The sequence below is a fragment of the Xanthobacter agilis genome (assembly GCF_021730435.1).
GTDB lineage: Bacteria > Pseudomonadota > Alphaproteobacteria > Rhizobiales > Xanthobacteraceae > Xanthobacter > Xanthobacter agilis.
The window spans coordinates 1-13,687 of the sequence record NZ_JABWGX010000028.1; the positions used below are offsets into that span (position 1 = coordinate 1).

The 13,687-nt window shown below is 64.7% G+C and carries 17 protein-coding genes; 14 read left to right on the forward strand and 3 right to left on the reverse strand.

Annotation, left to right across the window (positions count from 1 at the left end; genetic code table 11):
* The 4 genes from HUW53_RS17725 to HUW53_RS17740 form a co-directional block, all read left to right on the forward strand.
* The coding region (locus tag HUW53_RS17725) for a LysR substrate-binding domain-containing protein (protein ID WP_237347089.1) at positions 1-372 on the forward strand (372 nt) is incomplete at its 5' end.
* Between the two features lie 209 nt (positions 373-581).
* Positions 582-935, forward strand: a complete 354-nt coding sequence (locus HUW53_RS17730; RefSeq protein WP_237347090.1) for a DUF2958 domain-containing protein — start codon at positions 582-584, stop codon at positions 933-935.
* A 411-nt stretch (positions 936-1,346) separates the two neighbouring features.
* Positions 1,347-3,389 (forward strand): ParB/RepB/Spo0J family partition protein, encoded by a 2,043-nt coding sequence (locus HUW53_RS17735; protein WP_237347091.1) that lies wholly within the window; start codon positions 1,347-1,349, stop codon positions 3,387-3,389.
* 143 nt (positions 3,390-3,532) lie between these two features.
* Entirely contained in the window at positions 3,533-3,811 is a 279-nt protein-coding gene (locus HUW53_RS17740) for a hypothetical protein (RefSeq protein WP_237347092.1), read from the forward strand.
* 389 nt (positions 3,812-4,200) lie between these two features.
* Here HUW53_RS17740 and HUW53_RS17745 read toward each other — a convergent pair whose 3' ends face one another.
* From HUW53_RS17745 to HUW53_RS17755, 3 genes are all read right to left on the reverse strand, one after another.
* Positions 4,201-5,136: an SDR family NAD(P)-dependent oxidoreductase gene (locus tag HUW53_RS17745; protein ID WP_237347093.1), complete on the reverse strand. Its 936-nt coding sequence runs from the start codon at positions 5,134-5,136 to the stop codon at positions 4,201-4,203.
* Positions 5,137-5,172: 36 nt separating this feature from the next.
* Positions 5,173-5,700: a TetR/AcrR family transcriptional regulator gene (locus HUW53_RS17750; RefSeq protein WP_237347094.1), complete on the reverse strand. Its 528-nt coding sequence runs from the start codon at positions 5,698-5,700 to the stop codon at positions 5,173-5,175.
* A 246-nt stretch (positions 5,701-5,946) separates the two neighbouring features.
* A complete protein-coding gene (locus HUW53_RS17755; protein WP_237347095.1) occupies positions 5,947-6,489 on the reverse strand; it encodes an AAA family ATPase in 543 nt (180 codons plus the stop codon).
* Positions 6,490-7,449: 960 nt separating this feature from the next.
* Here HUW53_RS17755 and HUW53_RS17760 point away from each other — a divergent pair.
* The 10 genes from HUW53_RS17760 (at position 7,450) to HUW53_RS17805 (ending at position 13,623) form a co-directional block, all read left to right on the forward strand.
* Complete coding sequence (locus tag HUW53_RS17760) at positions 7,450-7,773, forward strand: DUF736 domain-containing protein (protein WP_113866498.1); 324 nt, start codon at positions 7,450-7,452, stop codon at positions 7,771-7,773.
* 390 nt (positions 7,774-8,163) lie between these two features.
* Positions 8,164-9,006: a DUF932 domain-containing protein gene (locus HUW53_RS17765; RefSeq protein WP_237347096.1), complete on the forward strand. Its 843-nt coding sequence runs from the start codon at positions 8,164-8,166 to the stop codon at positions 9,004-9,006.
* A gap of 307 nt (positions 9,007-9,313) precedes the next feature.
* Complete coding sequence (locus HUW53_RS17770) at positions 9,314-9,568, forward strand: transcriptional regulator domain-containing protein (protein WP_237347097.1); 255 nt, start codon at positions 9,314-9,316, stop codon at positions 9,566-9,568.
* 46 nt (positions 9,569-9,614) lie between these two features.
* Complete coding sequence (locus tag HUW53_RS17775; RefSeq protein WP_237347098.1) at positions 9,615-10,106, forward strand: DUF2285 domain-containing protein; 492 nt, start codon at positions 9,615-9,617, stop codon at positions 10,104-10,106.
* A gap of 191 nt (positions 10,107-10,297) precedes the next feature.
* A complete protein-coding gene (locus HUW53_RS17780; protein ID WP_018390177.1) occupies positions 10,298-10,567 on the forward strand; it encodes a helix-turn-helix transcriptional regulator in 270 nt (89 codons plus the stop codon).
* The gene (locus tag HUW53_RS17785; protein WP_237347099.1) at positions 10,568-11,662 is read left to right on the forward strand and encodes a replication initiator protein A; all 1,095 of its coding nucleotides are present in this window, start codon (positions 10,568-10,570) and stop codon (positions 11,660-11,662) included.
* Positions 11,659-12,312 (forward strand): ParA family partition ATPase, encoded by a 654-nt coding sequence (gene parA, locus HUW53_RS17790; RefSeq protein ID WP_237347100.1) that lies wholly within the window; start codon positions 11,659-11,661, stop codon positions 12,310-12,312. Before HUW53_RS17785 ends, parA begins: the two co-directional genes overlap by 4 nt.
* Positions 12,309-12,563 (forward strand): hypothetical protein, encoded by a 255-nt coding sequence (locus HUW53_RS17795; RefSeq protein ID WP_237347101.1) that lies wholly within the window; start codon positions 12,309-12,311, stop codon positions 12,561-12,563. The genes parA and HUW53_RS17795 overlap by 4 nt, the downstream gene beginning before the upstream one ends.
* On the forward strand, positions 12,560-13,081 hold the full coding sequence (locus HUW53_RS17800; protein ID WP_237347102.1) for a DUF2840 domain-containing protein: 522 nt from the start codon (positions 12,560-12,562) through the stop codon (positions 13,079-13,081). The genes HUW53_RS17795 and HUW53_RS17800 overlap by 4 nt, the downstream gene beginning before the upstream one ends.
* The gene (locus HUW53_RS17805; protein WP_237347103.1) at positions 13,078-13,623 is read left to right on the forward strand and encodes a S26 family signal peptidase; all 546 of its coding nucleotides are present in this window, start codon (positions 13,078-13,080) and stop codon (positions 13,621-13,623) included. Before HUW53_RS17800 ends, HUW53_RS17805 begins: the two co-directional genes overlap by 4 nt.
* The last annotated feature ends 64 nt before the right edge of the window (positions 13,624-13,687 follow it).

Sequence of the window (13,687 nt, forward strand, 5' to 3'; positions counted from 1 at the left end):
GACCACGCCTGCCTGCATCACAAATATCCCTCGACCGGCAAGCTTGAGCGCTGGCCGCTCGCGCGCGACGGGGTGGATCTCGATATGGCTCTGCCGGTTACGCTGGTGGCGAGCACGCTGGAACCCCAGATCTGCCTGGCCGAGGAAGGCTTTGGCCTCGTCTGTCTGCCGCAGTTCGCCGTGCGCACTCAGCTTTCACGCGGCACGCTCGTCAGCGTGCTCGACGACTACATCCGCGATGTGGGTGCGTTCCATATTCTGTGGCCGGCAAGCCGCCACCCGTCGCCGAAACTGTCCGCCTTCGTCTCGTTCATGGCCGAGAACCTGCTGCGTTATCCGCAACCGCTGCCCTGCAGAGCCGAAGCGCAGTGAACCAGCAACACGAGTCCATTCGCAGGAGCGCGTCGTCACGGCCGGTTCGATCTCCCCCTCTCTACGAGCCCCGGTAACGCTGGCTGCCGCCGCGGCGCGGTCAAGCCCGGCCCGCACCAGACCGAGTAGGGCCTGACCGCGCCGCTCGATCGCGCCGGCCGAACGCCTCCTCGCCCTCGATCGGAGGGTGACATCGAATGGAGGCCGACATGGCCGCAGTGCTCATCACCGACGAACTCTATGCCCGGCTTCTCGCCAATGGTGCTCGCAGCGCCGCCGGAGAGGACATCGATCCGCGTCCTGTCGTCAAGCTCTTCACACCGGACGCTGGCGCCACCTGGCTTCTCACCGAAGCCGATCCCGAAGACCCCGATCGTCTGTTCGGCCTTCGCGATCTCGGCCTTGGCGAACCTGAACTCGGTTACGTCAGTCTTGCCGAAATCCGATCGGTGCGCGGACGTCTCCGGCTTCCGGTCGAACGCGACCTCCACTTCAAGGCCGAGCATCCGCTTAGTTGGTATGCCGGGTGCGCCCGCCAATCCGGCAGGATAGTCACCGCCTGACGATCGCAACCGCGCTCCGCCTTCGGGCGGGGCGCTTCGTCGTGCTCATGATCCGTCCGGAGACGGAAAGACGGCGATCAGGATGCACGGCTTTCAGGTTCTACGGCTTCGCACATCCTGTTCCGGTCATCATTCCCGGCGCCCGCTGGCGCTCATGCCGGGCGGCTTGCTTGGGGGCTCTGCCCCCTGGCGCGGCGCAAGGGATCGCTGACGCTCGGCCGGGACGGTCTCCCCAGCCTTCCGCGCGGATGCATGCCTTCGCACTCTCGCCCGTATTTCGATCCGCTTGTGCAGGCCGGGTGATCCCCCTCCGTCCCGTCCGCCCTTGCCCCTTGCACCCCCCGGTCTCGCCGACGGGCAGGGTTGCAGCGCAGCGCTGCGCTCCAACCCTAGCCCATGAGGATCAAGACAATGACCGACACTTTTGAGACGATCGCCTCGGTTTCCATAACCCCCGTCGTTGAGAACGGCGCGGTGCTGTTCGTGCCGCTGAACAAGTTGAAGAAGTCGCCCCGGAACGCTCGCAAGACCCCGCATAGCGAGGCCCATATCGAAGCGCTGGCGGCCAGCATCGCCGCCAAGGGGATGCTGCAAAATCTGGTGGTGGAGCCGGAAACGAACGCCGAAGGCGAGCCGACCGGTTGCTATTTCGTCACCATCGGCGAAGGCCGCAGGCTGGCGCAGGTGCTACGCGTGAAGCGCAAGCAGATCAGGAAGGCGGAGGCCATCCGCTGCGTTCTGGATACCGTGAACGACGCGGCGGAAATCAGCCTTGATGAGAACGTCACCCGTGAGGCCATGCACCCAGCCGACCAGTTCGAGCGGTTCCGCGAACTGGCGGAAAATCGTGGATGGGGCGCGGAGGAAATCGCCGCTCGGTTCGGCGTCAGCGCCCATGTCGTGAGACAGCGGCTTCGCCTCGGCGCGGTCAGCCCGAAGCTGATGCAGGTCTATCGGGACGGCGGTTTGTCGCTGGATCAGTTGATGGCCTTCGCCCTCACCGAGGACCATGACCGGCAGGAACAGGTTTACGAAAACTTGTCGTGGAATCGCGACCCATCCACCATCCGCCGCGATCTGACAAAGATGAACGTCGCGGCGACGGATCGGCGCGCAATTTTCGTCGGCGCTGACGTCTATGTGGAGGCGGGCGGGAACATCATCCGCGATCTCTTCACCGAGGACAGGGGCGGTTATTTCGAAGACGCCGCGTTGCTCGACCGGCTTGTCATCGAGAAGCTGGAGAGGATCGCCGCCGAGGTGCAGGCCGAAGGCTGGAAGTGGGCTTCTGTCCATATCGACTATCCGCACGGCAACGGCTTGCGCCGCACCTATCCGCATCCGGTGGCGTTGTCGGAGGAAGACGAAGCAGCCTATGCCGCCGCGCAGGCGAACTATAATGCGCTGACCGAGCAATATGACAGCGCCGAGGAACTGCCCGATGACGTGGATCAGCGGTTCGGGCCGTTGGAAGCCGAGATCGAGCGCATCGACGCCTTGCGTCACGCCTATGAGACGCAAGAGATCGAGTGCGGCGGCGTGTTCGTCATCCTGTCCCATGACGGCGAAGCGCGCATCGAACGCGGCTTCATCCGGGCCGAGGATGAAAAGCCCGAAACCGAGGACGGTGCAAACGGCAGCGTGGCGGATGGCGTTCGCGTCAACGGCGATGGCGAGATCATCGAGGATGGCGACCATGACGAGGACGGCAACCCCGTTTCCTCGCTCGAGATCGAGGAGGACACCGGGGATGCGGGCAAGCCGCTGTCGGACGGTCTCATCCGCGACCTGACCTCACACCGGACGCTTGGTCTTCGCCTGGCCTTGGGCGAGCAGCCGGACGCGGCGCTGATCGCCGTCACCCATGCGCTGGCGGCGCAGACCTTCTATCGCGGGGTGGACGCCGCCTGCCTCGAAATCCGCCCGACCAGCGGCTATCTCGCTTCTCACGCGGACGGCATCGAGGACACGGCGGCGGGCAAGGCGCTGGCGGATCGTCATGCCGGATGGGCCGAGGACATGCCGCGCGATGTGGCCGACCTGTGGGGCTTTGTCGCCGGTCTGGACCATGCCAGCGTCATGGCGTTGTTCGCCCACTGCGCTTCGCTCACCGTCAACGCGGTGAAGCAGCCTTGGGAGCGCAAGCCTCACGCCCATGCCACGGCCGACAAGCTGGCGACGGCAGTTGCCCTCGACATGACGGCGCACTGGACGCCGACCGTGCGGGCCTATCTGGGCCGTGTCACCAAGGCGCATATCCTCGCCGCCGTGCGCGAAGCCGTCAGCGACGAGGCGGCAGAGCGGATCGCGGGCTTGAAGAAGCCGGAGATGGCGGACGCCGCCGAGCAGCTTCTGGCCGGAACCGGCTGGCTTCCCGCCGTCATGCGGACCGCGCGGCCCGCTTGGTTGGACGACCGCCAAGACAACGACGCTTTCCAGATCGCCGCCGAGTGAGAATCGGGCCGGGATCGCATCAGCGGTCCCGGCCTTTCTCCCGTCCGATATCCAAAATTCCGGTCGCGCGGTGTTCACCGCGCGACCGGCTGACCTCGACTGTCCGATGACGGCAACCGTCATCGACGCTATGGAGGCCCGTCATGATCGCCGTGATGTTGATGAGCGTGGCCTTGATCGCGGGACTGTGCGTCCTGGCCTATACGCTCGCCGTCTATGCGCTGCCCTTCATGCTCGCTGTGGAAGCCGCGCGTTTCGCCTACGCCACCGGCTCCGGCCTGATCGGCACAGGCCTCGTCGCCGGGGCCGCAGCCTATGGCCTACTGGTGTTCCTCGTCGTGTCGCTACGCTCGCTGGTCCTGCGCCTGATCGTGGCGCTGGTGTTCGCCGCACCTGCCGCCGTGGCGGGCCACGCCCGATGAAGATGAGCACTACGTCTACGCTATGGCACTCTAACGCCGCACGCGATCAGTGGGGCCGCTATTTCAGTTAAGCTGGCGGAACTGTCGCGCATCCTTCACGCGAAGAACGAAGCCGGGGATTTCTCCGTCGACTTCTCGTTCGACATGGGCGCGTTCTACGGCTGCTACGTTTCGTGCGGATTGGCTCGATAAGCGGCGCTGAAATCACTCTGCCAGCCGCCGTGCTGCGTTCTTCAGCTATCGAAATGAAGGGCAGCGGCCTTGGGAGCATCAGCCTGCCACGCCTCGTCGCGTCCATTGGCGGCGTCTTGAACGCGACAGCTTCGGCGAAGCAAGCGCTGGAATACTATTTAAATGCAGTTCGCTAACGCAGAGCGCCGGCGCGCGAGTCACGCCCGCACGGCGTCGAGAAAGGCCCGCGTCTCATTGACGATGCGATCCTGGAACTTCGGATCGTGCGCGAGAGAAGATCCGTGCATCGCTATTCCCTTATGGTCGAAATACATCCCCGTTTCGACGGATTGGCTTGTCAGGATACGGGCAATGACACGCGCCGCCTGTTCCGGCGTGCTTCTGTAATGGCGGAAAGGCGGGAACCGCGTGATGATCTGTCCGAACAGGAGACGCATGAAAGCGTTCGCGCCGCCCAATCCGGTGCTTGGGTTGATCCCCGGCTCGACGGCGTTGAACCGCAGCCTTGGCGTATCCCTGGCAAAGGCGAGTGCAGAGGCAAGGATGCATTGTTTCGACGTGGCATAGGCATCCATGCCCGGCATCTTGCTGCCACCTGGCATCCATTCGCCACGGGCGCTCGCTTCGACCGAGATGAAGCGACCCCCGCGCATCCCCATGACCTTGGCCGGCTTGTGTTCGGGGTTCTCGATGGCCGAGCACAGGAAGAGGACGCCTGCCCCATCGGGAAGATGCGGCACAAGCGCGTCCGTAAAGGCAAACGGTCCGAGATGGTTCGTCGCGAACGTCGTGTCCCACCCGCTTGCGGTTGTCGTCGGGCGCGTCTGCATGACGCCGGCATTGTTGAGGAGGCCAGCGATCGGGAGGTTCATGGCGACGATGTCGGCTGCTGCCCGCCGCACGCTCGCTATGTCGGACAGGTCACCCACGACAGAGACGGCACGCTTGCCATCGCGTTCGAGCGCCTGCTCAACTTCGTTGAGTCTCCCCTGATCGCGCCCGACGAGGATAACAGTTCCATGATTTGCCAGCTCGAAGGCGGCTGCACGCCCGATGCCGGATGTTGGTCCGGTAATGATATAGGCTCGCGTGGGTGCCGCGTTTTGAATACCTGAGTTCTTCGCATCGCTCATTGTCTGTCCAGTCGCTCTTTCAAAGATCACAAAAAATCAGGCGACGATGCGCCAGAGCGCTTCGAAGCCTGCGGCGGTATGGCTGGCCGCGTTCGCCGGATCGCGCGTCATGAAATCGATCGTCGCTTCTGCGACACCCGTCATCAGCGAGGCGACGAACATCAGTGGAGCGTCGCGCATCGGTCCGCCCGCACGAATCCGCTCCAACAGTAAAGCGATGTCGGCCTGCGACCGGCTTGCTGCTTCGTGACTCTCGGGTGTGACATCGTTCGAGACGTTCAAATAGGCAAGAACGCGCCGTTCCTGCGGATGCGCTGTTGCCCACCCTACCCATCCATTCCAAATATGACGCATCTGCACACGGGCATCGGCATGAACGGGAAGGTCAGCCAGGGTCGCGACCGCCATATCGATCTTCAGCTCGATATACAGTTGGTTCAGCAAGTCGGCTTTGGTTTCGAAATACGTGAACAATGCCCCGTTCGAGACACCGGCCTCTTTCCCGATCATCGCCGTGGGCGCACTGAGCCCCTGCGCGGCGATTACCTTGATCGCCGCCGCCATGATTGCTTGTCGCTTCTCGTCGCTCCGTGGCCTCGCCATTCTCTCACCTGGATAAGTCGCCCATATCTATAGAAGAGCGACTGGTCGGTCAATATCTGACGCCGAGAGACGAGGAATGCTGCGCGTTCATCGGCGCCGCGGACGGAGAGCGGGCCTTGCGCCTTGCAAGGCGCTATACGCTCGCCATCTATGCGCTGCCCTCATGCTCGGCGTCGAAGCGGCGCGCTTCGCCTATGAACCGGCGGCCTACATAGGGCCGGTCAAAAGAGACGCCAGGACGAAATCGGCGCGAGCAGATACCGAGCTTTTCGGCAAGGTGACGGTTTCGTATCCGAAGGCCGGTATGACCGTCGCCAATCGTTGGTATTCTGTGAGGCTCGACTCGAATCCGTGTTGGCGCTCGCCATCCGTTGCGTAAATCTCGGGCCACGGCGGGGCCATGAAAACACGCCGATGATACCGATGCGCCGCGCAAAGTGTTTCCAGCATGGCGTCGCCCGTCACAGCACCTAGCGCCGATGCCGCGTCGATCAGCCCACGGTCGAAAAACACCCAGCCCGAGAGCGCTCGTGCCGCCTGTCTATCAGCCAGCGTCACCTCGATCGCTCGGCGTGCAAAAGCTGCCGGATCGACCCATGGGAGCGCCCTTTGGTCGCCCGCCATCTCCTCCCTTACGATGCGGCGGCCGGGCTCTTCGACAACATGGTGTCCCCGAACACGAAGCTCATTCAGAAGAGTTGATTTTCCGCCTCCCGAGCAGCCGGAGATCAAAACGAAGTTCTCGTCCAATGTAGATTCCTCTCTTGATGATTTGGCGATTGGCGACGTGCAGAGCAGTCACACGGAACGCCTTGTCAGTTTGTCTGGCGGGAGATGCGCTCGGAGTTGTCTCGACGAGGCCGACATAAAATAGTGCCGTATGCAGACGGCGGCAATCCGACAACAAGTTAACCTGGTGCAAGCAACTTCGATAGCGATGGCGTTGCCCTTCGGGCCGCGCTTTCGGCTGCGCCGGAACCACGCTGAAGGCGCGTTTCCGCCATTCGGCTGCAATCGCTGACGCGAAGAGCGGCGGTTGGTAGCCCTTCCGCTGATGAAGCCCCATTCGGGTGAGCGAGGGCATCGAGATGTCCGCTCACAGCACTTGCGGCAGGACGATGAGCCCGTTAGCTCCGTTCTCGGCATCGACACCGTTGCCGCGGGTGGTGCGCGCGGCAGCTTGTCTCGCCAGTTGGCGAGAACGGCCACGTTGCGCCGGTGGGCGATCGTCTTCAGCCTGCCAATGATGCCACGGCGAAGAAGTTGAAGATCGGGAAGCAGCCGCGTCCGCCCGTGGACGATGGACGGGCCTTGCCATCGAAGGTCAGGGGTAAGGTTGACGCGACAGCAGGTTTGCCACCGTTCTCATGTCCGGCGCGCAGGCCGACCGCCACCAGTGTCGTGTTCCTCGGATTCCCTGTCAGCCACATCAACGGCGTCCTCGAATGGATTGGGTCTGACCGAAGACCGGCTGCGCCTCGCTCGTCTTCCCGCAACGCCCGTCGCCAGCTTTTTTCCGCCGCCTTGACCACCCCACGCGACAAGTCGCGCGGGGACCCCGATCCGGCTTTGCATCGCGAAGCAAAAAAGCCGTCGCCGCACGCCTTCCACTTCGTTCCAGCCCTGACGGGTGCGGGGCCGATCGTCCCCGGTCGCACGACCACCATCGAGGTCGCGATAGGCGCGGCCCGAAGGAAAAAGGAACACGGCATGGCGACCATCGGCACCTTCACCAAGAACGACAACGGCTCGGCTGGCTTCACCGGCGCAGTCAAGACCCTGACCCTCAACGTCAAGACCGTGAAATTCGTCCCAACCGAGGGCGACAGCGAGCGCGGCCCCGACTTCCGCATCTTCGCTGGAGCCACGGAATTCGGAGCAGCCTGGAAGAAGACCGCCCGCGAGACGCAGCGCGAATACCTCTCCGTCAAGCTGGACGATCCGAGCTTCCCCGCACCGATCTACGCCAGCCTGGTCGAAGGCGAGGACGGCGAAGGCCACAATCTCATCTGGTCACGCCGCAACGGCGACTGAGACCGGACATCTCCAGAAGCCCCGCTCGCCCCAGCGGGGCTTCGTCATGGTCATGGCCGTCACCGCCCGTCAGGAAATACGGCAATCAGGATGTGCGGTTTTCAGGGTTTGCGACTTTGCACATCCCGATCAGATCCTGATGCCCGGCGCCCGCTGGCGCTCATGCCGGGCGGGTTTGGCTAGGGGCGCTGCCCCCGCGCGGCGCAAGGGATCGCTGACGCTCGTCCGGGCCGGTGTCCCCGGCCTTCCTCCACGTCGTTCCTCCGTTCCGTGCAGGTCGGGTGATCCCCCTCCGGCCCGGCCGCCCTTGCTCCTTGCTACCCCGGTCTCGGCGACGGCCAGGGTTGCAGCGCAGCGCTGCGCTCCAACCCAAGCCCACGGAGACAGAAAATGTATCATCAACTCGCCACCCGGTTCGGCCGGAACAGCCATCAGATCAGCGGGCGCGAAGCCCTCGACAACGAAGCCCTCTATCGCCACGTCCCGTCCGTCTTCGCCCGCGAGGCGCATGACAGCCGGTCGGATCGCTATGTCTACGTTCCCACCATTGAGATCGTGGAAGGGTTGCGCCGGGAAGGATGGTTTCCGTTCTTCGCCGTACAGTCCGTGCCGCGCGATGGGAGCCGCCACGGCCACGCCAAGCATATGCTGCGCCTGCGCCGGGATGACGGCATCGGCAAGCCCGAGGCGGCGGAAGTCATCATCGTCAACAGCCATGACGGAACGTCGGCCTATCAGATGTTCGCGGGGATGCTGCGCTTCGTCTGCACCAACAGCATGATTGCGGGCGAGCGCTTCGAGGAAGTCCGCGTGCCCCACAAGGGCGGCATTCAGGATCAGATTATCGAGGGCGTCTATACGGTCGCGGAAGACTTCCCGCGCCTGATCGACGCGACGGAGACGATGAAGGACACAAGGCTGTCGCAGGACGAACAACGTGTTCTGGCCGAGGCGAGCCTTGTCGTTCGCTATGGCGAGGACGAAAGTCCCGTCCGCCCCGATCAGATCATCGCGCCGCGCCGCCGTGAGGATGTCGGGCCAAGCCTCTGGAGCACGTTCAACGTCATTCAGGAGAACATGATACGCGGCGGGCTGGACGGTCGCCGCACCAATGCCGAGGGCCGTATCCGTCGCAGCCAGACCCGTGCGATCAACGGTATCGACCAGAATGTCGGTCTCAATCGCGCATTGTGGACGTTGGCCGAAGGGATGCAGCGCCTGAAGCGCGGATGATCGTGGAGCCGTGCAGCCGGATTTCCGGTTGCACGGCTTTGCGTCTTTCCGGTTCCGCACATCCTCAGATTTTCCGCCGATCCGTGGAGCCGGATCGGCGGCGCGGCCATGTCGATGACACGGCCGCCGCTCGCCGGGCTGCGCCCGGCTCGCCAAATTACATCCGCGATGTTAAGTAATGATTCACCAATATTGATCGGATTGTGCGATCTACATATCCGATAACAGCAGGTTCAAAATATACCTCAAGTTGTGAACACTTCATCTTCCCGGCGCTGACGGCGCCCGGAAAGAAAGAGGTGACGCCATGCCGAGTTCTGATTGGCGTGCGTCGGCGACTTATGGACATGCCCATAGCATTCCTGCCGCCGGCTTCGCTTGGGAGTATCTCCGCCGCGACGATGAGTACCGCCGCGACTTCCATCGCATGAAGCGGATACCCCGTTACGACAGCGAGGCGCAGACCGCGTTCTCTAACCGCTGGGGGTTACGATTTCGCTGCGGACCCGGACCAGCCCGCCGATCGCGCCGCGCTCTTCTGGACGCCCGCACTCCAGCCTGACGCCTTCGAGCTTCGTCCATCAGGCGATCCACCCGGCGACTTTGCCATGCCCATCGTGCTGCCGGGGCTTCCCGGTCTCGCGGCACGATCGCCGATGGACAGCGCCTGGCACGGTCTTTGGCGCGGATCGGGTGGGGAGCATCGCTTCTGGCTCGCGGACCCGCCGCCGGACGGCCGGGCGAGCTTCGTCGTCGTCCTGCCGCTCGACGCCCTGTTCGAGCTGCGCGCCGAGGCCGCGCTGCGCTTCTGGCTGGCGCTGGCCGGACGACCGCCGGGCAACCGGCGGCACGACCTTCCGGCCCAGACCCGCGAGCGTCATATCCTGATCCTGCGCGCGCTCGATGCAAAACTGGCCGGGGCCAGCTATCGCGTGATCGCCGAAGCGCTGCTCGGCTTTCACGGTCGGTCGAAGAACGATTGGGAAGTCAGCCCCTTGAAGAACAAGGTGCGCCGTCTCGTCGCCGATGGCCTGTTTTACATGCGCGGCGGCTATCGCGAACTACTCCATTATCCGGTCCGCCTGCCACGCCGCCGCTGAACGGCGGCGTGACCTCGGCTTGAGCCGACACCGCCGGGGTGCCGGGTCGTCACCCCTCTGATTTCGGCATCGGGTGCCGGAATCGCACCCCCCTGATTCCGGCACGCTGCAAGCCGCCGATCCTCCGCCACGGTTCGCCATAGCCCGCTGTCGCCGCCGACAGCCGCCGAACCCGACCCGGAGGTCCAATCATGATCGACCCGAAGACGGGGCTGCCGCCCCGATTCCTGCGCACGCCCGATGCGGCCCGCTTCCTCGGCATTTCACTGCGGACGCTGGAGAAGCATCGCACCTATGGCACCGGTCCGACCTATCGCAAGATCGGCGGGCGCGTCGTCTATGCGCTGGACGACCTGCAAGCCTGGACGGCCGTCGCCGCCCGCAAATCCACGACCGACAAGGATGCGACCCGCGTTTTTCCGGCGCGTCCCCTGACGCCCGCCGAGCGGGGCGCACGCTGAATGTCCGGCGGTCCATCCCATGACGTCGGACGGCGCACCCAGCGCCTCGTCGGCAGCGAGCGGGCGCGGCTCGATCCCTTCGTCGTCGCGACGGGCGATGCCAGCCCCCGCGATCAGCGCGACCTGATGGAGCGCCCGTTCTTCTCGCTCGCCAAGGCCAAGCGGGTAGCGCCGATCCTCTATGAATCCGGCGGCGTCCGCGTCGAGGTCTTCGCCGTGCCCGAACACGGCATGGCGACCATCTGGGACGCCGACGTGCTGATCTGGGCAGCGTCGCAGATCGTCGAGGCCGAGAACCATGGCCTGAAGACATCGCGCTTTCTGCGCTTCACGCCGTACCAGCTCCTGATGGCGATCGGACGGGGCACCGGCGCGAGGGAGTACCGGCTGCTCAAGGGCGCGTTCGCCCGCCTGCAATCGACCGTCATCGCCACGACCCTCCGCCACGGCGAGCATTGGCGCCGGCATCAGTTCTCCTGGATCAACGAATGGGAAGAACTGACCACGCATGACGGCCGCGTCGAGGGCATGGAGTTCGTGCTGCCCGACTGGTTCTATCGCGGCGTCATTGACCGCTCGCTGGTCCTGACCATCGACCCGAACTATTTCCGGCTGACCGGCGGGATCGAACGCTGGCTCTACCGCGTCGCCCGCAAGCACGCCGGTCGCCAGCTTCATGGCTGGATCTTCGAGGTCGGGCATCTCCACGAGAAGTCCGGCAGCCTGGCGCGGCCGTCTGACTTCGCGCTCGACATTCGACGCATCGTCGCCCGTCAACCGCTGCCTGGCTATCAGCTCAAGATCTCCCGCCAGGGCCGGCGCGAACTGCTGCATATCCGGCCGACGATGTTGTCCACAGTGCCTGTGGACGAGGCTGTGGAAACGCTCGTGACTTCGGGCGCAAACGGTATCGGGACTTCGGGCGCAGGACTATCGGGATTTCGGGCGCACGGACCGCAGTTAAACCTTTGGCCCGAAACGCGGAATCCGACCGCTAACTTAGAGTCTAACCAAGAATCTAACTCTTTTTCTTTGACGCGCGCGGGCGCGACCCATGGTGCCGGTGCCGCCAGACGATCGAGGCGGGTGCCATGATCGTCGCCCTGCTCAATCAAAAGGGCGGTGTCGGCAAGACGACGCTGGCGCTGCATCTCGCTGGCGAATGGGCCAGAACCGGCCGGCGGGTCACGCTGATCGACGCGGACCCGCAAGGCTCGGCGCTCGACTGGTCGCAACAGCGGGCGCGTGAAGGCTGCCCACGGCTGTTCGGCGTTGTCGGCCTGGCCCGAGACACCTTGCACCGGGAAGCCCCCGAGCTTGCGCGCGATGTCGACCACATCGTCATCGACGGACCGCCGCGCGTCGCCGGGCTGATGCGCTCGGCTTTGCTCGCCGCCGATCTCGTGTTGATCCCGGTACAGCCGTCGCCGTTCGACGGCTGGGCCTCAGCCGAGATGCTGACGCTGCTGGCCGAGGCGCGCATTTACCGGCCCGAGCTTGTCGCCCGCTTCGTGCTGAACCGCTGTGGTGCGCGCACTGTCATCGCCCGTGAGACGGCCGAGACGCTGGCCGAGCACGATCCGCCCTTGCTCGCCACCACCATAGGCCAGCGCGTCGTCTTTGCCGATGCCGCGCAGTCCGGGCGGCTCGCATCGGAGATCGACGAGGACAGTCCCGCCGCGCGCGAGATCGCGGCGCTTACCGCCGAGATCGGTCGGCTCGGTATCGGAAGGATCGCGCCATGAGCGAGCGATCCCCGAAGCGCGGTTTTGCGGCCCGTCCTGCCGATCCCGAACGCTGGGTCAAAGCCACTGAGCCGCCATCGGCCCGCACGAGCGATGGCGCTGCGTTCACAGCCCGGCTGACGATCGACATCACGACGGAGCTACGCGGCCGCATCAAGATCGTTGCCTTCCAGCGCGGCGTCACCGTCGCCGACATGCTGCGCGCGCTGCTCGCGCGCGAATTCCCCACCACCGAAGGAGACACCCCATGACCGGCAACGCGGCTCCCCGCGTGCGCGGCGGCCCCGTGCCGTCGGCGCTTCCCTCCGACAACCTGACCCATGTCGAGCTGACGTTCGTCGAGAAGAAGATCGAGCACTGGATCAGGTTCGGCTGTGAGACGCATGAACAGATCCTCGACCGTCGCCGCCGCATCTTCTCGTTCCGGCCGGACGCCATCTTCGCCTTCGTCCGATGGGCTTCGAACGACTTCGGCACGATCATCTCGTGCATCGACATCGTGCGTGCGGTGCAGCCGAGCGAACCCTATCAGACGCTGCCCTTCGTGCGTCCCGGCGGCGACATCCTGCTGAAGATCGACGGCTGGCCGAAGGTCGAACAGGTGCTCCGGCACATCGACGCGATCCAGGCGATCGGCATCGATCCGGAGGATGTATCGCCCGATCACTGGCGGCACGTCCACAATCGGCTGACCGCCAATCACGAACCGCGCACCTACACCATCGACCAGCACCGGGCGTTCCTCAAGCGCCGGAGGGCCGAGCCATGACCCGCTTCGGCTATGTGATGGTGACGTATTTCTCGATCATGGGCGTCGCCATCGCGTCGTTCGTTCCGACGCCGACGCGGCTGGTGTGGAACGTCTCCGCCAGCGCGCCGATCGGCCTCTACGATATCGATCCGCCCCGCGATCTCACCGTCACCGATCTTGTCGCGGTCGATCCGCCCGAAGCGCTCGCCGACTTCATGGTGGAGCGCGGCTATATTGGCCGCGGCGTGCCGCTGCTCAAGCGCGTCATGGGGCTGCCGGGGCAGGAAGTCTGCCGCGTCCGCCGCATCATCACGGTCGATGGCATCGAACTCGGCGCGGCGCTCGACCGCGACCGGGCGGGCCGCAAACTGCCGGTCTGGAACGGCTGCCGCCGCATTGCCGGTGACGAGATCTTCCTGATGAACGCGGATGTCCGCGACAGCCTGGACGGCCGCTACTTCGGTCCGATCCCGGCGAGTTCCGTCATCGGCCGCGCGACGCCGATCTACACCGACGAGGACGGCGACGGTCGTTTCGTCTGGCGCGCCGCGACGCGCTGACCGCCAAGATTCCGGCGGGCATGGCGCTCGCTGGCTTTCACTCAACCACCAGCATCAAGGAGCT

Bases quoted from the DNA above. Each gene is read 5' to 3' on its own strand.
- HUW53_RS17760 (WP_113866498.1), top strand. From the start codon at position 7,450: ATGGCGACCATCGGCACCTTCACCAAGAACGACAACGGCTCGGCTGGC.
- HUW53_RS17800 (WP_237347102.1), top strand. From the start codon at position 12,560: ATGACCGGCAACGCGGCTCCCCGCGTGCGCGGCGGCCCCGTGCCGTCG.
- HUW53_RS17795 (WP_237347101.1), top strand. From the start codon at position 12,309: ATGAGCGAGCGATCCCCGAAGCGCGGTTTTGCGGCCCGTCCTGCCGAT.
- HUW53_RS17770 (WP_237347097.1), top strand. From the start codon at position 9,314: ATGCCGAGTTCTGATTGGCGTGCGTCGGCGACTTATGGACATGCCCAT.
- HUW53_RS17765 (WP_237347096.1), top strand. From the start codon at position 8,164: ATGTATCATCAACTCGCCACCCGGTTCGGCCGGAACAGCCATCAGATC.
- HUW53_RS17730 (WP_237347090.1), top strand. From the start codon at position 582: ATGGCCGCAGTGCTCATCACCGACGAACTCTATGCCCGGCTTCTCGCC.
- HUW53_RS17785 (WP_237347099.1), top strand. From the start codon at position 10,568: ATGTCCGGCGGTCCATCCCATGACGTCGGACGGCGCACCCAGCGCCTC.
- HUW53_RS17740 (WP_237347092.1), top strand. From the start codon at position 3,533: ATGATCGCCGTGATGTTGATGAGCGTGGCCTTGATCGCGGGACTGTGC.
- HUW53_RS17735 (WP_237347091.1), top strand. From the start codon at position 1,347: ATGACCGACACTTTTGAGACGATCGCCTCGGTTTCCATAACCCCCGTC.
- HUW53_RS17805 (WP_237347103.1), top strand. From the start codon at position 13,078: ATGACCCGCTTCGGCTATGTGATGGTGACGTATTTCTCGATCATGGGC.
- HUW53_RS17745 (WP_237347093.1), bottom strand. From the start codon at position 5,136: ATGAGCGATGCGAAGAACTCAGGTATTCAAAACGCGGCACCCACGCGA.
- HUW53_RS17780 (WP_018390177.1), top strand. From the start codon at position 10,298: ATGATCGACCCGAAGACGGGGCTGCCGCCCCGATTCCTGCGCACGCCC.
- parA (WP_237347100.1), top strand. From the start codon at position 11,659: ATGATCGTCGCCCTGCTCAATCAAAAGGGCGGTGTCGGCAAGACGACG.
- HUW53_RS17750 (WP_237347094.1), bottom strand. From the start codon at position 5,700: ATGGCGGCGGCGATCAAGGTAATCGCCGCGCAGGGGCTCAGTGCGCCC.
- HUW53_RS17775 (WP_237347098.1), top strand. From the start codon at position 9,615: ATGCCCATCGTGCTGCCGGGGCTTCCCGGTCTCGCGGCACGATCGCCG.